The following is a 17,082-nucleotide window of genomic DNA, read 5'->3' as shown; positions in this document are numbered from 1 at the left end:
TATATCCTCTACGGGTTAGGGTGCCCTAGTTAGGCAGCGCGATGCTGGTCTTTTTGCTCTTGTGCAGACTGACAGTGAATGCACATAGACGCTGTTGGGTTGATGTCTAAGCGTTTAAGGCCAATTTCATCTCCACACTCTTCACACCAACCATAGTCCTCTTCACTAATGCGATCCAATGCTTGATTGATGGCTTTTACGTGGTTTACCTTACGTTGGCGCTCATGGAGGTTGAAGCCCATGTCCTCAACTTGCTGTGCTTGATCCAAGGGGTCGGCATGCTTTTCTGCGCTAGATTTCACGCCATTGTCTTGTCTTTCAATCTCGAGAGTTAGCTCTGCTTTTTGGTGAACTAATTTCTCTTTAAAATGATGAACCTGTTTTGGGTTCATGTATTCTTCAGAAGGCGCTTTAGTGTATGTGTTGGTATTAACTACTGTAAGAGTCATTGAGTATCTCGACTTAAAATTAGTGTATGGGCCCATGATGGATCATTAAGCGCACTCGACGGTTGTGTAAAAATGAGTCTGTGCGAACTTATTCAAGGGCGATCAGTTATTCGATTGTAAAAGGCAAAGGTGTTCGACTTAGGTCAGCCTGCAGATCATAGATAAGGCCTATATCATCTTCCCGTGTTCCAAGGAGCTCCGTCGGTATCACGGACTCATCTGCTGGTAGAATAAACGAAAATGGGCCTTTCAAAGGAACTGTTGTAAAGGGCCTATATGAAATAGTGCCGGTTAATAAATTAATCTCCCCTTGCCATGAGTTAGGAGGCTCAGTGGCAAATTCATTTAGCACTTTGACTGGCACTTTAAATGTGCAGAACCGCGGATCTTCCGCATCATCGATTATCTCCACCTCAACGAAGCCCTTGGAAAGCGCTCGTGCCTCTTGGTAGAGCTGCGCCTGTTTAGGAGAGCAAACTTGATTTTCAGTTAAAGGCTTTTCTTTTAATCCTAGGCTATATGCTTCCCGATCTTCTGCATTCCCAAAGATCTTAACGAAGAAATTATTGGGATCATCTTTTAACTCTGGCGTACCGCCAACTACGTAAGCTAAGGGATAAATCATCAGGCTAATCTCATTCTCTATTTCTGAATTACTATAATGAATTAATCATTTAAGTCAACTTATTCATTATAGTAAACAACTTTTTAATTTTGGTAGTTGCTGGTTTTTGAGTTGAAGGGTAGTGTTACTTGACCTTTAATTTGGAGTCTGAATGCAAGTTGCGGGCAGTATAGACATGCATATACATGCAAGGTTGAATATATTATTTTTTTATTATATAATTCAATTTATATTCACTATAAAAATAAATAATTAGTTGATTAATCATGAAGTCAAAGTGCTCAGGTTTTACCCTACTGGAAACGCTTCTCGTGCTTATGGTGATGTCTGTAATAATTGTGATGTCAGCGCACTATCAGACACATGAAATCAGGCAAGAGAAGTCACGCCAAATCGGACAACAACTCTACCAATACCACAATGCAATTAAGGCTTACACCATGAATGGGGTAGCTAGTTTTGCCTTACTCCCTACGGGAACATACTCGGGTGTAAGGTGGTTGAAATCAACTACGTGTGGCGGGAATGCGGCGCGTGAGTATTTGCCGTGTTCGTTCCCTGAGGTAATAGAGTTCGGACAACTGGCATTTACATCCGTTGTAACTAAAGGTCTCAATGCGGATTCTGACCCAGTTGTGAGAGTAGCTACATCGACAACCCCCTTTAAAACTGGAGATGGAGTTGAACGATCAGACTTGGCTGGCCTAGCTGCTATTGCAGCTGCAGGATATTCTTCAGTATTTGCTCCTATTTCGTCCACTTTTGGTTCTGTCTCCTCTGATCCCAAGACGGCTGTTATTACCATGACTGCTTATAATGCACCGGGTGGTGATGATATCTGGCTGCGCACGAATGGTACAAATGAAATGAAGGGCTCCATCACCTTCTCCGGCACGAATCCTGAAGATAATAATCTACAAGGCGTTAATCGGATTACGGCTGAAAATGGAGGTACGTTAATCTTAGGTAATTCAGGCTCTCTAACGGGAGACTTGGTCGTAGAGTATGATTCTGAAATTCTAGGTGAGCTCTATGTTCAAGATGACCTTAATGTAGATGGATTGGCCGCTATTAAGGGGGATGTGCGCTCAGGGGCTAATATTATCGCCAACAACAATGTTGTTGCGGGTAATGATTTATTGGCCTCAAGGGATGTAGTTGCAGATCGCGATCTGATTGCAGGGGGGCAGTTGATAGTTGATAGTGATGCTCGAATTAAGGGAGATACATCCATACTAGGAAAAACGACAATTAGCGGTGATGCGATTGTGAAAGAAAGGTTGATTGCCTTGCAGAATTTAACGGTTTCACGTAATTCTCTCTTTCTTGGTAATGCTACTATTAACGGTCAAGCTGAGCTTAAAGGTGGGTTTAGGGCAGGTAGTGACTCATATATTGATGGCTACCTTCATCTAGGCATGACAGTAACGGAAGGTGCACATTGCAATGATTTAGGCACTTTGGCAAAGTTGGCGAATGGCGCAGCTGTTAGTTGTGCATCTAACAAGTGGGAGAAGCTGAACGGAAAACTTGAGGTGGCTACGCATTGTGAGGCGCAAACACTAAAGTATGAGAAGTATAATAAAAAAATAACGGATTCTAATTATAATAAATCATCTTCACATAGTACAACTGGCTCCAAGAATGTTCCCAGAGTGGCTGTTGGTAGTATTGATGGAATGATCTATGCCTCAGATACATATGGTAATACGTGTGGTCAATATAGGTACACTGTTCAGACAATTTTTACTTGTTTAACTACAGGTGAGTACAGTGAGCCGGAGATATCCTATTCTAGAAGGAAGGTTGAATGTGAAACGCCGGGTTGGGCAGCGGGAGGTGGCATCGAGAATGGAGCTTAAAGCCACAGTTTAATCCGTCGAGCATCAATCAAGCAGAGGGTAAAACCCTCTGCTTGATTGGGTTAGCAGGTAATACGGATTTCATGACAAGATGCGGCTTGCTCCAATAATTTTGGAATGGTTGTTGATTGTGGATCTTCTTCGAGCAGAATCGAAAGCAGATCTTGGCCTACGCCCAAGTCACCAACATCATCCATGTCAAAAATAACCATGCGGTCATTTTGAGCTTTCATGCAGCATGAATCACCAAATTGCTTGTGAAGCTTATCCATAACCGCCGCATTCGTAGAAATCTCACAGGTCTTAATATCGTGGATTCGAATATTCACCTAACACTCTCCTTAATCTTTAAGGCATATTATAATGAAAATTAAACAAATAGCAAGCTATAAATAGTAAGGCTAATTTCAAGCATTATCTGTGCTGAGATAAGGGTCTGCTAAAATCCGTTTGACGGTTTCGGCCATATCCACAATTTCACAGCAGCATCCACCTCTTCCGTACGTCACTTGTCCAGCAAAGTTAGAAACTAACTTTGCCTTGGCCTCTAGCTGGTCGGAGTTAATAATTTTCAGGCCTGCGATTGCATGCAGTGAGTAGAGGGGTTCGTCAGGGGAGATGATATCCACAAAAGTATCCTCAGCATCATCACGTTTCGCGATCTCATAGGTTGCTTTTGCTTCATCGGAAAGTGAACCTGCAATTCCAAAGCCATACATGCAAAAGAGGTGTGTTTCATCAATAGCGTGGCCATGTTTTTCACCTAATTTACGAAAGCCTTCTAAACGGGATTTTTCTTCTTCACGCTTTTTTATTAATTCTGGGGTCATTTATTTATTCCAATATTGTTTGAGTAATAAAATTCAAGCAATTAGTTAGTTGAGTTTTTAGTCATCTACATCTTTGCTAAGGCTGTAACTGCTTTAGCCTTACTTATTGTTAATGATTCATCGCGAAGTAGGTGCTCTGCGGCAACAGCGGTCGACATTGGTGATGACATACAGCCACCAGAAGAGAACTGGCCTATAGCGTCTATCTGGCTAACTACGGCTGTTTGTACTGCAAGCTGCGGTGAGTTAATAATCTTCAGGCCTGCCAAGGCATAAAGTGATGCCTCAGGGTCCGTCTTGACGATATTGGCAAGAAAAATCATCTCTGCATCTTCTTTTAGGGCAGTGCGATAAACTAAGAGAGCACATTGATCATATGTGCCAGCAATACCCACAGGCTGCATCGAAAAATCGAAGTCTGTCCAAGGGCGTTTCGGTCGAGTGTACTCATGAATGAAGTTGCGAAGTCTGTACAGCATGGCTTGTATCGTCCTATTTAACTTAAAAACTATATACTATAAGGCTTAAGTTTATCACCCTTAAGCTCATTTTCTAATCTCTTCGTAAGTGTATGAGTACGCGAAACCATATTTGGAGGTTGTACAACTTACAGCCAAATAAGTCGTGTTGACAGGCTATTCTATATGTTAATGAAAATAACGGTATAATCAAGCACCTGAAGTAAATGAGTGTCCGTTCAGCCTTATTTCCGATAAAAAACTGCAGCCCGATCACATCCGATGCCACCTCGGTCGTATTCGATAAGACAGCTCTCTTCATGTCGCTCTTCTACTTGTGCAAAGAACTTGTCAGTCGCACAGCCGCCAAGAAAGTTCTGGTCGTAGTCGGTGATTTCACCGATAAAAATTATAGGAATATCCTTGGAAAGGTATTGCACAGATTTCGCCAAATCTTCATCGGTAGTAGGCCAGACGACAAGGAGAATGTCGAACAGTCCAGAGTACTCTTTGACGGCCGATAAGCAGCTTTTTTCCTCAACCCGGGTTTTGGTTCCGCGTAGCCATGTTGCGTCGTGAGAATTAAATAGGCTGGTTGCTTGGATAGTGATGCCTTGTTCTCGCAAATAATAGGTCAGATAACCTTGTCCTGCATACACCTCCAGTACTTTGCGCGACCCAATATATTTTTTTAAACTCAAGATCAGTTCCGGTGTAATGTGCCCAAAGACACATTGGGATCGCAGATATGGTCGGGTGTACGCTGGTAAGTCTATATCACTCATTTATGATCCTATCTGATTTTCCTTAGGAGTGTTAATTCGCCTAGGTTATTTTGAGTTAGCCCGTATAAAGCATGCGATAGCTGCGGAGGCGATTTTTTGTACGATCATAGAGTTGTTTAACTTCAGCATAAGCTTCAGGATCAGTCTTGGCTAAGTTTTGCTCATTGGCACGCTTGAGTTGCAGATAGTAATCCATCATATCATAGTGAAGTTTGTATACGTCATAGTTATAGATACTGGCTTTAACCCAGTTACCATCATAGTCGGCAGGTAGAGCCACCCGTATCGGCTTGCCAAACTTAATAATGCCAGATCTAAACAATACACCTCGCAGAGCATTCGCAACTTCTAAACGCTGATAAGAGGATAAGGCAAACGCATCGTCACCATAGTCTTCAGGAACAAGTTTCCGTCTGTGCTGCGCATTGGTTTGATATAGAAGGTTCCATCGACCGAATTCCCATCCAGTATCTTTTGTCTGCATTCGACTCAATTCAGACCAGCGAAGATCGGCATAAGCATCTGAATAAGCCAATTCTTTCTGAATCTGATAGTTCTTTAGTTGGTTAGCTGCACTCCACATTTGTTCTGCATGGTTGGAACGCTGCCATTCCTGCAGTAGAACAGTGGATTGCTTATAAGGCATAAAGTAATGATGTTGAGCTAGAATCCAGCCCAAAAACAGAACTCCAAGCACCTGAGCGCAAATCCAGTTTGCTGTGCCATTGTGACCGTGTATCAGTCTATGGATTTTATTCCATTTCTGAGGTCGGTTACGCAGGAAGTTGATACGCTTACAGAGGCGATAAGCAGACCATGAGTTGCCACTATAAACAGTACGGCTTTCCCACCAATTGCCATAAGAATCAGCATCAATAACTACGATACTCTTAAAAAAACCTACGGATTTTACCGTGCATGACTTAATTTCACTGTACTTGAGTTCCGCGATATCAGCACTGCAGCCAAACCAAGGGCGGTAATCAAAGCTGTCAGTGCCAACTAGTATAGGGGGGCTTGTTTTTAGCAAACCATAATAGGTTTGGTAGTCACGCTTGTCGATAGCTCGGTAAATAAGGTCCTTGATCTGTTTGCGCCAATATCGCTTAAACAAAAGATACCGCAAAACCACAAATCCCATCAGTGAGGCCCAAAGAAGGCCGTTTTCTGACCAGTCAGAAATATACACTCCAAATAGATCACGAAGAAATGAAATGTACAGCGTCACCAGTGAGTTTAGAGCGCTAAACGCAACACTCTTTGCTTCATAATAGCCAGCGCTTGCGAGCATGTCATATAAGCCAAGATCAACCAGCCAAATTTCATTTCCTGTCATTCTGAGAGTCTCCCTTTAGGTTGTAAGTATAATTATAATGAAAAAGACACAAAAGGCAATATGTTTGCAGGCTATATACTATAGTGATTTTATTTGATTTCAGGGCTGTGTTTTATTATCTTGAATAAGTTAAAACCACTCTTTAAGGGGAAAGTACTATGTGGGGAAAACCTAGTTATACAAATCTGCGTATTGGTTTTGAAGTAACGATGTACTTCGCCAACCGCTAGCTTGCATTTATTAACAAGGGGTAGCTTTGTTGCCCCTTCTTACTTTCTTACCTAATTGAGATAAAAGAGTACCCAAGACTTCATTGTCCGTAGTTTGGTTTAATCTTTTGAAAATATTGAAATTTCCTGCTTTATTTGGTATTATAATAAAATAATAAAACAAACCCTCGCGGGAGTTATAATGAAAAGTAGCTTAATCGTTAGTCTTGTTGCGCTTGCCTTTGCGTCTTCGGCGCAAGCGGAGTTTCAGTATCGCGTCCCAATGGGTATGGATTTTTCACCACAGGCAGCACAGGAATCTGCTCCAATAGGATTGTCCGGAATACAGTGTGGGATTTATCATTGCTTGGGTGTTAAAAACGGTACAGCTTGGAGTGTGGGCCGGGGGGATGATGGTAGGTTGGGTTTGGGGGACGTTGACTACAGGTCTGTTTGGACAGATACAGGATTACCCGCTGACTCTGTTGGTGCTGGATCTCATCATAGCTTTGCCATTAAGGATGGTGAGGTTTTTGCAGTAGGACCTAATAATTATGGGCAGTTAGGTCTTGGTTATGACGGTGGTTTTTTAAAGGAATTTGTTAGTACGGGGTTTACGGCATCGTATATATCAGGTGGGGATAGATTTAGTCTAGCCATCTCTAATGGAAAGGTTTACGGTGCTGGAGCGCAGAGGGGTACTGGTTTACCTACGAATAGTTATAACTTTGCGGATACGGGGTTGTCTGCGGAGAGTATTGCTGTAGGGACGTATCATTCATTTGCTATTAATAATGGGAATCTTTATGTAACAGGGGAGGGTTCTTACGGACGAATGGGGACCGGAAGTGGGACGGACGCGCCGTCTTGGGTTGACCTTGGTATTTCCGTAGATGCAGTCTCTGCAGGCCACGCGCATTCTCTAATTTTGAAAGATGGGACTGTTTGGTCTACGGGGGAAGGAGCGTATGGACGAACGGGTCATGGGGATAATGGGGATAGAACTGTTTTTACTGACACGGGTTTTAGGGCAAGTGCGATTATTAGTGGGCATGTAAATTCATATGCCATTCAAGACGGTGTTGTGTATTCCGCCGGAGCAACTAGTAACAGCGCATTGGTTTTGAATGGTGAGGGTTATACTTCTTCAGAAGGCTTTAAAAGCACTGGTCAGGCTGCCGATTCACTAGAGGGTGCCGGATTTCAATTTCTTTATATTATGAATGATGGTGCTGTCCTTGCAGGCGGTAATGGTGATTACGGCAAGTTAGGTCAAGGAGCTATTCAGGACTCATCTGTTTTCCTAGAAATGACACAATAATAATTCAGAGGATTTTATGAAGAAGTTATGTTTAGTTAGTCTTCTTGCCCTTTTCTTTGCGTCTTCGGCGAAAGCGGAGTTTCAGTATCGCGTCCCAATGGGTATGGATTTTTCACCGCAGTCAGTGCAGCAGTCTGCGCCAGACGGGCTGCATGGTGTTCGATGTGGAGTGCATCACTGTTTGGGTGTGAATAATAATACAGTTTGGGTGGTAGGTGGTAATAATGATGGTCAATTAGGTTTGGGTGATAAGGTCGATAGATATGCTTGGGAAGATACTGGCTTTGCAGCAGATTCTGTTGGCGTTGGACAGTATACTAGTTACGCCATTCTCAATAGTGAAGTTTATGCGGCGGGTAGGAATAATGCCGGGCAGTTAGGGCTTGGTACCTCTGGAAGTGATGTTCTGTATTTTGCTCCAACCGGCTTTAATGCCTCATATGTCGAGGGCAGTACGTCACATACCTTGGCTCTATCTGGAGGGAGGGTTTATGCTACGGGTGCCGTCAGTGGTTCAGGTTTGGAGACACCGTCGTATAGCTTTGTAGACACAGGTTTGTCTGCGGAGAGTATTGCTGTAGGGACGTATCATTCATTTGCTATTAATAATGGGAATCTTTATGTAACAGGGAAAGGTTCTTACGGGCGAATGGGGACCGGAAGTGGGACGGACGCGCCGTCTTGGGTTGACCTTGGTATTTCCGTAGATGCAGTCTCTGCAGGCCACGTGCATTCTCTAATTTTGAAAGATGGGACTGTTTGGTCTACGGGGGAAGGAGCGAATGGACGAACGGGTCATGGGGATACCACGATTAGAATGGTATTTACAGACACAGGGTTTGCAGCGGACTCGATTATGGCTGGGTATTCAGCTTCGTATGCTATTCAAAATGGTATTGTTTATTCGACAGGGAATAATGCTAACAAGGCATTAGTGTTGAATGGCGCAGGTCATCACTATACTGATGGATTTAAGAGTACAGGTCAGGCTGCCGATTCACTTCTATCCGCTGGTAATCAGTTTATCTACATTTCAAATGGGGGCGACATACTGGCAGGTGGTAATGGTTCGGCTGGTAAACTTGGGCAAGGGGATACTACTAATCGAGATACATTTGTGGCTATTCCGCAATAAAGTCATTTAGGTGATGGAAAATCTATGGCCCCTTTTGGGTGAGCGAGTTTATTATATCGGGATTTTATAGGACTCTATATTGACCCACGTGACCGCACCGCGTGGGTGATTGTAGGGAATGGGAGAGTCGAATGAGAGGGTATTGTTTAATACCCATGCGGTATGCCATTTTTCTAGCAAGGCTAGGTTGTCTACCTGATGGCGATCTTTGTTATCCTGTAGGGATTTCGCAGCTAGAAAAGAGAGGCAGTCGATGATTTCAGTTCTACCAACTATCAACCCACTACCAGCCTCGATCAATCCGATAGGGCCTCGAACCTTGGTATTGCGACTACGCATTTCCCAATCTTTATGGTTATAAAGGATCTTGCTGACCCATGGTTGTCGGACAACCAACGCACGCTCTAGATAGTTCATTTACGCTTCTCTTTGTTTGTTGGGGGGAGTTGGTATCCATGTTCGCTCTTAGCGATGAGCCCACTGTTGACCAGATCACTGATGTAATTCATTAATGTACCATTCGTAGATGGGCGCATATGTGTTCTTAATTTACTTTCAGGAACAGGTTTAGTGCTGTTTCTAATGACATCAAAAAGGATGTTTGCTTGACTGGTATATGTCGGCAAGGGTTCGGTGCCAATATAATCTACCCAAGAACGGCTTTGAAAATAGAGGCCGAATCTTTCCGCATGTAGTCTTACGATTTGCCGTAGGTCTTGGTAGCAAGCATTGCTGAGCGTATCCCTTAAATCATCAGCGATAAAATCCAAGAACATAAGGGATCGAGAAGATCTTTGAATGTGCTGCTTGATTGCCTTGCAGATAAATGCTTCTTTGCCTAAGAGGGTATTGAAGCGACAGTGCTTATTTAGCCCTTTACTACAGTAGTAATGGTTGAAGGAATTTGCGTTATAGAGCTGTTGTCGGAAAGATTCAACGCTCTTTAATGCAGTGCCAGAATTTACTTTAAATTCGACATCTTTTTGGATGATGTTATACAGGTCTTCGGAAGACAAACCATCTTTGTAATCATGAAGCACGAATGCAACTGTTGGTATTAAGGGCATTGAAACAGGGTGTGTATTACCGTTTCGCAAGCAAAGAACGCCCTTGTTGATCAGCCATTGGATATACCGAGTGTCATATGTATCAGTTCCTATAGTTTCGTTAAGCTTAGCAGCAAAGGCGTTAGGTTTAAGGTGATTGCCATGTTCTGAAAATATTGAATTAAGTTTAACTTTATAGGGAAGCATTTTCTTTGCTTTTGCGGGATAAGTTCCTTGGCCTGTTATTTGGAACAAGAAATTATCAAAAGCCTTTTGATTATGAAAATGTTTTGCGGTAGTTGGAAAGAGGTCGATGTATGTCGATGTAAAATTAACCTCTATGCTTCTCCAGATTTCATTGCTGGGGATTTTAACTTTACGCACACAGCTTTCAAGCAATGCTTTCATTAGGTGACTGATTTTTGTCCTAGAGCTGCCATATTGATCTGCCAGTTGAGTGCAACTGACAGGAGGGAGTCCGTCTAAGCCATAACGATCCCTAAAGATTTTAAAATCCTGATGTTTGATGCGAGTTGTTACCTTTACGATTAAGCTAGATAAGTGATTATCAATAATGCGCATAGGCAAGGCTGGCTTGCTTGACTCAGTGCTTAGCTCTGAGCCTGTCTTAGGTGAACTTTGACGCTTGAGGCGTTCACGGAGGGTCTGAGACTCGACAAGGCGGCCGGTTAAAACATGCCCATAGATTTCCCGTTTGGTCACTTTAATATTATTAAGTAGATAATATTGAAGTTTTGCTATTCGATATAGGGAGATAGAGTTAGATTTATCACTTTCTGAAATGCTTTGTTTATTACAAGTAAGAATGGCGCTAAGTGTCGTTTCAAGGCCAGCTTCTTCGCATAATGCGATTGTTTTCTGGTGAATCTGAGGTAACTTGTGAGTGAAAAGCGTCCACTCATCAAGCTGAGTAAGTTTGATTTCTTCAAATAGTATTTTATTGGATACAATTTTTGAAGGGGAGAAATACTTCAGATCAAATACGGGCTGGATTGAACTGTTTGACACGCACTAAGCCTTAAATCTATAGAAATTAATCATTGGCATTATAGTAAGTGTGCTTTATGGATTAATCAAGGAGGGGAAGTGTATGAGTTCGACTTTCCGGCTCATACCTTCCTTGTTGGGAGTTTTAAGATACCCCTTCGACCATGCAGTGTCGACCATGCGATAATGCAAGTAGCCTATCGACGCTACCTCTATCGGCCTCATCACCTGTGATCTGGCTTTCACCAATAGGCTCAAAGGTTTTCTGGCCAAGACATTCTGACAGCTCGTACACCTGACCTGCTTGGAGCTTACCCGGAACAGCAGCACCAATCAGTATGACGCGGCCATTCCCAGCATCTTTTGCATAAACGCGCCCAATCATGTCCTTCATAGGATTATGACTTTGATAGATCAGTTAAAGGGATCTTTTTCTTCTTAGGGGCCTCTGTTGTAGCCTCCTGTTTTTCTGAGTCGGACTTTGAAAAGCCGTCAGTAAGGCCTTGCATTGTTTGGCAACCTGTTAGGGAAAGTAGGGATGCTGCAACTGCTGCTGCAATTAATGACTTTTTCATAAGCGTTATTCCTCGTTAAAAAAATAGATATTAAATGCCTTCCAATACCGTTTCAAGGTAATGAGGGGCGATAAATACAATAGTAAAGATTGCAAAGGCAATCCCAAGATGAAGTGTCGCAAGACCGAAGCACGCTAAATTGTGTTTTGTGATCATAACTTCAACCTCATGTAATTAGGGTAGGCAAGCGCCACTGCAATGGGAGTCGCGACTTCGTATCAGCTGTGTATACTTCACCTCTACACGCTTTTTTTGAAGCTCTATAATGCCTGATCGATCCAAGGGTAAGCCGTTAGCGCGAAGTTCCCGATGGTTATGCGTACACAAAATGCTAATCTGCTTTTCTGTACCGCCTCCATTTTTCAGAAAATGCGCTCTTTTTAGATTCTCGCGGGCTGAGAGAAATAGTGTGCGGCACTCATATAGTCGAGCAAGGCGAATAGTTTCTTTCATGCCACGGCTAGGCAAAGCTCGACCATGCTCAATATCACGCTGAGCGGCGCGTCGTCTCAAGTTTTTATCACTACGTTTGTTAATTTGCCCGCATGCATTTTCTGCAAAGGTTAGCCCACTTGAAGTAATCTTATAGCCAAGTACTTTCATGACAGATCCTCTCTCATGTCTTATTTATTATTATAATGATTATAATAATAAATGCAAGTAGTGGTTAGCTATTGGTTGAATTTAGGCCACAAAAAAGCCCGGAAAACCGGGCTTCTAACGAATATTAATCGAGTCTACTTAATACTCAGTCGGCAATTACCGCCCTGAAACCAGCAGCGATCGTCAAAAGACGGCTTTCGCATTTCTTCGTCAGAAATGTACCCTCGCGCCTGCGCTGGAACAGAGGATGATGTTTTCCATGTTGCTACGTGTCGACCATTCACCGTTAGTGTTGCGTGTTTCATAATTTACTTCCTCTCAGCAATCTTTAATTGTCTTTAATTATAATGAAAATTAAGATTAAGTCAAGTTACATATAACGCCTTTTATTTATCATTCCTATGTAGGAAAGTTTTTAAGGAGGTGCTTCTTAGTTGATAGTCCTGTTTTATTTATTATAATAAATGGATCATTTGTTATTGAGAGAGCAGGATTATGTCATTGCATGTATGTCATTGCATGTTGCTGAAACTATCAGAAGCCAATTAGGGCCACAGGCCCTTGCTTTAATGGGGGCATTCCGTTTTGTAGCCTCTGAAGCTAAAGACGACCATTGTGGTTTCCTGCAGTTTCTTATTCAGGGTTCGGAAAAAGTACAGAAGATCCGTATCTCACTATTACATTCGGATACGTACCGCATCGAGTACTTTAAGGTGCCTTCGATTGACCAGATGGTCAATATGAGTGAGGAAGAGAACTTGAAGGCTATTGAGGCCGTTCAGGTAGATGAGGGGGTGTATGTAGAGGATATGCATCGATTGATTGTGCGGGCGACGGGTCTATTCCTTCATTTCTAATTTCGGATGAAGGCAAAAAGGCACCTTTGGGTGCCTTTCTTAATTCTCTTAATTAAAGCTGTGCATACTCTGCAATAATCATTTTTTCCAAGCCAATGACCGCTCTTGTGTCACGTTGGATTGCATTAAAGAATCGCCGATCTTTTCCATCTGAGCTTAAGGCATTCTTATTCACAGAGACATCTGAAAAGATATTGGGATGTAAGTGTATGTCTACCTTATTCCCATCCAAGGTTACCGACTGGGTTGGGAAGAATGCCGTCAAGCCAACTGCAAGAGCCATCGTGAGAATGAATGACCCTAGGAAGCCTAGAGAGATCATGTTCCGGTAATGCCCAATATTGTCTTGGGTGAGGGTAATCCCTAGATCGAAGCCAGTAAAATTTTGCAGTGTTAGTGCTAACGTAAATCCCCAGATAGGCGAGAGGAATACTGCGATCGCTGATATTAGTAAGACTTTCTGGCGCTTCTCGGATTCTTGCTTGCGTATCCGTAATGTTAGAATTTCTTCTGATATTAATGGATTGGTTGCAAGATCTTCACGGGTGTAGTTTGCAGACCAGTTCTCTGTGAATGTTCGGTGCGTATTAGGCATTCTTTAAGCTCCATTAAGGCTTCTTTTGAAGGGTGTAGCCCATTTGTTCTGCCAGATCTTTGAGAATGGCAAACTGCCCCTCAGGAGTGTGATGATCATCTCGGCCAACACTTGTACCCAATACGGATGCATGGTTTCCACCTGTAGCAATGACGTGTGTGTAATTAGCATGGTGTGTCGCCACCACGGTCGCAGCATTGCAGTGGTTGCCGCTAGAGATAACAATCCCTTTCTCACGATGCATTCGAGCAATTGCAGCAGAGACCTTCCGGCCAAATTCGGCATCATTTTCAATTTGATCCAAGGCATCATTTAGAATGATGAGCGTCGTGTTGTACCCCATATCAACCTCCTTTAACGGGCTCGCCGTTCATGCATGTTTTTGTAGCACTCGTTGAGACCCGTTGTAGCTTTGGGCACCAATCTGGCGTGTTGGATTCTTTTTTAAGATGATGGGGCCGAGCAGAGCGTGCAATAGAGCGATACACAGAGTGATCGGAGGCCCATTTTGAAGAGGTATCGCGCTCATCGTTCAATGCGAGCTTGCATACAACAGCCTTATCGTCATCGCAAAACCAATCGTCTGGATCAGGATCAGGAATTACTTGGTGTTTGGGACAGTCCAAGCAACTGGATTCACCTGCAGTTGGATTAAAGTTATCAGGTTTGTCGATACCGTCTGAAGTACCTATGTAATCATACCCGCATGTAGCTACCATAATGACTCCATTTAATATGTGGTGGTTAACGTACAGGACCGTGAGTGCCGCTTCGCTCTAAGAGCTCGAGTTCACGCTCGGATAATTGCTCATCCGCGGCATTTTTTAGTCGCGCGAGCGCAAGGTCCATACCGAGTGACGTAGGCTTCCCGGACAAGCCGGAGTTAAAGACCCTCGCTGAATAGCGGATAATATCCAAAAGAGCCTCTTCTGATAATTCTTCATTATTAATTGGCATAGTAAACCTCAATTGAAACCTAGTTTAGAGTGTGTCATATATTCCTGCACGCGCACTTCATCCAGATAGGTGTATTGCAAAGGCTGGTCATTAGCAACTGCCCATAAAACCACACAAGCTGGACCGAGCTTTTTCATTTTTTCAGTGACGCAGCCATTTTCATAAATTCGTAGAGCGCCGTAATCGCACATGTACAGCACATAAGGCTCAGGATCATCCTTGAATTCAACAGGCTCTGCGCAATTAGGTAAGTATTCAATTAGGCATTCTACAGCTTCGTTGCAGGCCCATATGCAGAAATCCTTCCATGCATCCTGCCATGAGGAGTAAGCTTCAAAATTGGCAGAGTTTACAACAAAGTCCTTCCATACCAGCTCCATCTGGCGCATAAGATCGGAATGGGATTGAGCCTTACGGGCATATTGCTTAAATGCAGGTATAGATTGCATTTCAGCTAGCAAAGTGCCATCACTTACAGTCGTAAGCTCTTTCAGCCTTGGGTGATCTTGGTTGGCTATGCGCATGGTTGGTGATGTCATAATTTATCCTTCTCAGTATACGATTTAAATTATAATGATAAATAATCAAACATCAAGAGGGTGACTTATGACATTATTATCATAATGTAAATTTATAGAAGCGTTTGTGAATTTATTAGCCTGCGGATATTATGTTGCGCAGAGTTGGTTCAGAGCTTTATTTAATTTTGCGAATAATGTAAACATGAGAGTAGAGAGATGACAAAGCCATTAGCCCCTTTTGATGCCAGTCAAAATTTAGCGGAAGCCGTAACAGCGCTAATCAGAACGATCAAGTAGTTCACCTAGATCAGTTTGTTAAATATCGCGAGGGGTCGGGTCATATGCCTATGGCGCCTTACAATCCTACTCGGGCGTTGTCTTTAATTGGTACTGAAAAGCCTTGCGTATCAACATACAGCAAGAATAATACTGTGTTTATATACAGTCAAGATAATCATGCTCTGCATGATGCGCTATCCATCCCCACCTGAAGGAAGGGGCTTTCCGCGCTTATTGGTAAAAACACTAAAGGTCAGCTGGGGTTAGTTGCGTCAGATACCGTGGATCATGTTGAATTTACGGTAGTAGCGATCTTAGAATAATTATAAGGCGCATTAAGGAATGCGCCTCACTGAGTTTTATCGCACATAAGGGCCGTGCAGGCTGTCGATCTTGCGCAGCCCTTGTTCCACTAGCGTTAAATTAAGCTCAGCGCAGATACCTTCTACAAAGCTCTCTACATCGCCAGCGGCCTTGCGGATCTGTTCGATAAGCGCACCCATCGTATCATTATCAGGCCCAAAGGTATCTGACTGCTCCGGAATGATATACAGCTGCCCATTCTGATCCACAAACCATGGAATTAACAAAAATTCATCATTCCATAGATACCTGCCTACAAAATTGTCAAAATAACACTGGGCGTTTACTAATTGGTAATCCATTCCACCTCCTTTCTTTGGTTAAAACTTATTATAATGAAAAAATTTACCGTGGCAACCCTTCTTGCGCGTTAACTCTCTATTTCTTCAATCATGAGCGACGGTGATTGAAGCGCCAGTGCGAGCGACGTGACGGAAATATTCCATCGCTTCAGGCCAGTGATAACCATCGGTAAATCTAACCAGTGTGCCTTTAAATGCTTCGCAGTTGGCTTTATGGGGCCTGTCGTCACAGAGAAAATCGTAGCTATCACCCAACGTGCCTTTATCATGGGTAATGATGATCTTCTTTTCCAATTCAGGTAGGTATTTTAAGATCCATTTAACTTTATCAGAGTAGGCATGAGGCACGCCAGTTGGAGGCTTGGTGGCAATCCAAACGTCAAATCCAAGCGTTATCAGCTCTTTGACGGCATCGAGTGCACCGGGGAGGGGGGTCATGTCAAAATAGGCTCCCGGTTTGCGCTTCACAATATCGGCACTAATCCCGTGCGCTTGCATATAGGCGTCAAAGTCAACAATCACGCCGTCCATATCGACGTAAACTTTGCGCTGACATGGGCTGAGGCTACATGAAGGATTTGCTATAATGGCGCGGGAGGCACGCTGGAGGGCCTCTCGTAAGCCAGAATTAACAAGTGATTCTGCATTCTGAAGGACTTTTTTTGTTTTCAAATTGTCAGGAGGGTAGACCTCCTCAATATCAATACTATTGTCTTCTGAATGTATGATTTGTTCAGCCTCATCCTTTGTAGTCTGGGTTTCCATTGCGACGGGTTTTCCGTCGATGAGGACAATAACGTCGTCGGAGTTTACTTCCACGGTTTTAACCTCCTTTTAGGTTTTGTTTTCTTAAAATGTTTTTCTTTGCGTAAAATGGGTGAGTTTCAGCTGTTTATTTAGGTGGTGGATTAAATATAGTTATAGTATTATAGTTTTCCCTAATTATAAAAATAAAAATGCATAAGT

General features: G+C 43.0%; 26 protein-coding genes. 5 read left to right on the top strand and 21 right to left on the bottom strand.

The features are described from left to right. Positions 1 to 29: 29 nt before the first annotated feature. Together ACMXYT_RS20165 and ACMXYT_RS20160 are read right to left on the bottom strand one after the other, a co-directional pair. The gene (locus ACMXYT_RS20165; RefSeq protein ID WP_415913408.1) at positions 30 to 449 is read right to left on the bottom strand and encodes a TraR/DksA C4-type zinc finger protein; all 420 of its coding nucleotides are present in this window, start codon (positions 447 to 449) and stop codon (positions 30 to 32) included. A 106-nt stretch (positions 450 to 555) separates the two neighbouring features. Then, positions 556 to 1,074 (bottom strand): hypothetical protein, encoded by a 519-nt coding sequence (locus ACMXYT_RS20160; RefSeq protein ID WP_415913407.1) that lies wholly within the window; start codon positions 1,072 to 1,074, stop codon positions 556 to 558. Positions 1,075 to 1,340: 266 nt separating this feature from the next. Here ACMXYT_RS20160 and ACMXYT_RS20155 point away from each other — a divergent pair, with 266 nt between their 5' ends. Further along, positions 1,341 to 2,936, top strand: a complete 1,596-nt coding sequence (locus tag ACMXYT_RS20155) for a prepilin-type N-terminal cleavage/methylation domain-containing protein (protein ID WP_415913406.1) — start codon at positions 1,341 to 1,343, stop codon at positions 2,934 to 2,936. 62 nt (positions 2,937 to 2,998) lie between these two features. On the opposite strand, the gene ACMXYT_RS20150 is transcribed toward ACMXYT_RS20155, so the two are convergent. The 5 genes from ACMXYT_RS20150 to ACMXYT_RS20130 all read right to left on the bottom strand — a co-directional run bounded on the left by ACMXYT_RS20150 (position 2,999) and on the right by ACMXYT_RS20130 (position 6,345). Further along, positions 2,999 to 3,265, bottom strand: coding sequence for a hypothetical protein (locus tag ACMXYT_RS20150; RefSeq protein WP_415913405.1), 267 nt, complete (start codon positions 3,263 to 3,265; stop codon positions 2,999 to 3,001). A gap of 78 nt (positions 3,266 to 3,343) precedes the next feature. After that, a complete protein-coding gene (locus ACMXYT_RS20145) occupies positions 3,344 to 3,766 on the bottom strand; it encodes a hypothetical protein (RefSeq protein WP_415913404.1) in 423 nt (140 codons plus the stop codon). Between the two features lie 65 nt (positions 3,767 to 3,831). Continuing rightward, positions 3,832 to 4,245 carry a hypothetical protein gene (locus tag ACMXYT_RS20140; RefSeq protein WP_415913403.1) on the bottom strand — a complete coding sequence of 138 codons (414 nt, stop codon included), beginning with the start codon at positions 4,243 to 4,245 and terminating at the stop codon, positions 3,832 to 3,834. Between the two features lie 224 nt (positions 4,246 to 4,469). Beyond that, entirely contained in the window at positions 4,470 to 5,009 is a 540-nt protein-coding gene (locus ACMXYT_RS20135) for a hypothetical protein (RefSeq protein WP_415913402.1), read from the bottom strand. A 55-nt stretch (positions 5,010 to 5,064) separates the two neighbouring features. Further along, the gene (locus ACMXYT_RS20130; RefSeq protein ID WP_415913401.1) at positions 5,065 to 6,345 is read right to left on the bottom strand and encodes a hypothetical protein; all 1,281 of its coding nucleotides are present in this window, start codon (positions 6,343 to 6,345) and stop codon (positions 5,065 to 5,067) included. 158 nt (positions 6,346 to 6,503) lie between these two features. Between ACMXYT_RS20130 and pqqA the strand changes: the two genes are divergently transcribed. From pqqA to ACMXYT_RS20115, 3 genes are all read left to right on the top strand, one after another. Continuing rightward, entirely contained in the window at positions 6,504 to 6,575 is a 72-nt protein-coding gene (gene pqqA / locus ACMXYT_RS20125; RefSeq protein WP_415913436.1) for a pyrroloquinoline quinone precursor peptide PqqA, read from the top strand. A 181-nt stretch (positions 6,576 to 6,756) separates the two neighbouring features. Continuing rightward, positions 6,757 to 7,875, top strand: coding sequence for an RCC1 domain-containing protein (locus ACMXYT_RS20120; protein ID WP_415913400.1), 1,119 nt, complete (start codon positions 6,757 to 6,759; stop codon positions 7,873 to 7,875). Positions 7,876 to 7,891: 16 nt separating this feature from the next. Then, entirely contained in the window at positions 7,892 to 9,010 is a 1,119-nt protein-coding gene (locus ACMXYT_RS20115; protein ID WP_415913399.1) for an RCC1 domain-containing protein, read from the top strand. A gap of 51 nt (positions 9,011 to 9,061) precedes the next feature. Here the strand turns inward: ACMXYT_RS20115 and ACMXYT_RS20110 are convergent, their stop codons facing one another. The 7 genes from ACMXYT_RS20110 to ACMXYT_RS20080 all read right to left on the bottom strand — a co-directional run bounded on the left by ACMXYT_RS20110 (position 9,062) and on the right by ACMXYT_RS20080 (position 12,547). After that, positions 9,062 to 9,427: a hypothetical protein gene (locus tag ACMXYT_RS20110; protein ID WP_415913398.1), complete on the bottom strand. Its 366-nt coding sequence runs from the start codon at positions 9,425 to 9,427 to the stop codon at positions 9,062 to 9,064. After that, the gene (locus ACMXYT_RS20105) at positions 9,424 to 11,085 is read right to left on the bottom strand and encodes a hypothetical protein (protein WP_415913397.1); all 1,662 of its coding nucleotides are present in this window, start codon (positions 11,083 to 11,085) and stop codon (positions 9,424 to 9,426) included. Before ACMXYT_RS20105 ends, ACMXYT_RS20110 begins: the two co-directional genes overlap by 4 nt. Before the next feature lie 124 nt (positions 11,086 to 11,209). After that, positions 11,210 to 11,458: a hypothetical protein gene (locus ACMXYT_RS20100; RefSeq protein ID WP_415913396.1), complete on the bottom strand. Its 249-nt coding sequence runs from the start codon at positions 11,456 to 11,458 to the stop codon at positions 11,210 to 11,212. A 4-nt stretch (positions 11,459 to 11,462) separates the two neighbouring features. Then, positions 11,463 to 11,639 (bottom strand): hypothetical protein, encoded by a 177-nt coding sequence (locus tag ACMXYT_RS20095; RefSeq protein WP_415913395.1) that lies wholly within the window; start codon positions 11,637 to 11,639, stop codon positions 11,463 to 11,465. 30 nt (positions 11,640 to 11,669) lie between these two features. Beyond that, the gene (locus tag ACMXYT_RS20090) at positions 11,670 to 11,795 is read right to left on the bottom strand and encodes a hypothetical protein (RefSeq protein WP_415913394.1); all 126 of its coding nucleotides are present in this window, start codon (positions 11,793 to 11,795) and stop codon (positions 11,670 to 11,672) included. An 18-nt stretch (positions 11,796 to 11,813) separates the two neighbouring features. Further along, positions 11,814 to 12,242, bottom strand: a complete 429-nt coding sequence (locus tag ACMXYT_RS20085; RefSeq protein ID WP_415913393.1) for a hypothetical protein — start codon at positions 12,240 to 12,242, stop codon at positions 11,814 to 11,816. A gap of 134 nt (positions 12,243 to 12,376) precedes the next feature. Continuing rightward, entirely contained in the window at positions 12,377 to 12,547 is a 171-nt protein-coding gene (locus ACMXYT_RS20080; RefSeq protein ID WP_415913392.1) for a hypothetical protein, read from the bottom strand. Positions 12,548 to 12,706: 159 nt separating this feature from the next. Here ACMXYT_RS20080 and ACMXYT_RS20075 point away from each other — a divergent pair, with 159 nt between their 5' ends. Next, complete coding sequence (locus tag ACMXYT_RS20075) at positions 12,707 to 13,099, top strand: hypothetical protein (RefSeq protein ID WP_415913391.1); 393 nt, start codon at positions 12,707 to 12,709, stop codon at positions 13,097 to 13,099. Positions 13,100 to 13,151: 52 nt separating this feature from the next. Here the strand turns inward: ACMXYT_RS20075 and ACMXYT_RS20070 are convergent, their stop codons facing one another. The 7 genes from ACMXYT_RS20070 to ACMXYT_RS20040 form a co-directional block, all read right to left on the bottom strand. After that, positions 13,152 to 13,694, bottom strand: coding sequence for a hypothetical protein (locus tag ACMXYT_RS20070; protein WP_415913390.1), 543 nt, complete (start codon positions 13,692 to 13,694; stop codon positions 13,152 to 13,154). 13 nt (positions 13,695 to 13,707) lie between these two features. Continuing rightward, on the bottom strand, positions 13,708 to 14,037 hold the full coding sequence (locus ACMXYT_RS20065; RefSeq protein WP_415913389.1) for a hypothetical protein: 330 nt from the start codon (positions 14,035 to 14,037) through the stop codon (positions 13,708 to 13,710). Position 14,038: 1 nt separating this feature from the next. Beyond that, positions 14,039 to 14,413: a hypothetical protein gene (locus tag ACMXYT_RS20060; protein WP_415913388.1), complete on the bottom strand. Its 375-nt coding sequence runs from the start codon at positions 14,411 to 14,413 to the stop codon at positions 14,039 to 14,041. A gap of 25 nt (positions 14,414 to 14,438) precedes the next feature. Continuing rightward, positions 14,439 to 14,651, bottom strand: a complete 213-nt coding sequence (locus ACMXYT_RS20055; RefSeq protein ID WP_415913387.1) for a hypothetical protein — start codon at positions 14,649 to 14,651, stop codon at positions 14,439 to 14,441. An 8-nt stretch (positions 14,652 to 14,659) separates the two neighbouring features. Then, positions 14,660 to 15,190 (bottom strand): hypothetical protein, encoded by a 531-nt coding sequence (locus ACMXYT_RS20050; RefSeq protein WP_415913386.1) that lies wholly within the window; start codon positions 15,188 to 15,190, stop codon positions 14,660 to 14,662. 620 nt (positions 15,191 to 15,810) lie between these two features. Next, positions 15,811 to 16,116 (bottom strand): hypothetical protein, encoded by a 306-nt coding sequence (locus ACMXYT_RS20045; RefSeq protein WP_415913385.1) that lies wholly within the window; start codon positions 16,114 to 16,116, stop codon positions 15,811 to 15,813. Between the two features lie 84 nt (positions 16,117 to 16,200). After that, positions 16,201 to 16,935, bottom strand: coding sequence for a 5' nucleotidase, NT5C type (locus ACMXYT_RS20040; RefSeq protein ID WP_415913384.1), 735 nt, complete (start codon positions 16,933 to 16,935; stop codon positions 16,201 to 16,203). Positions 16,936 to 17,082 lie beyond the last annotated feature (147 nt).

The sequence above is a fragment of the Neptuniibacter sp. QD37_11 genome (assembly GCF_047778105.1).
Lineage (GTDB): Bacteria > Pseudomonadota > Gammaproteobacteria > Pseudomonadales > Balneatricaceae > Neptuniibacter.
Note: the sequence above shows the minus strand (reverse complement) of the source record. Positions and strands in the feature narration are given on the sequence as shown.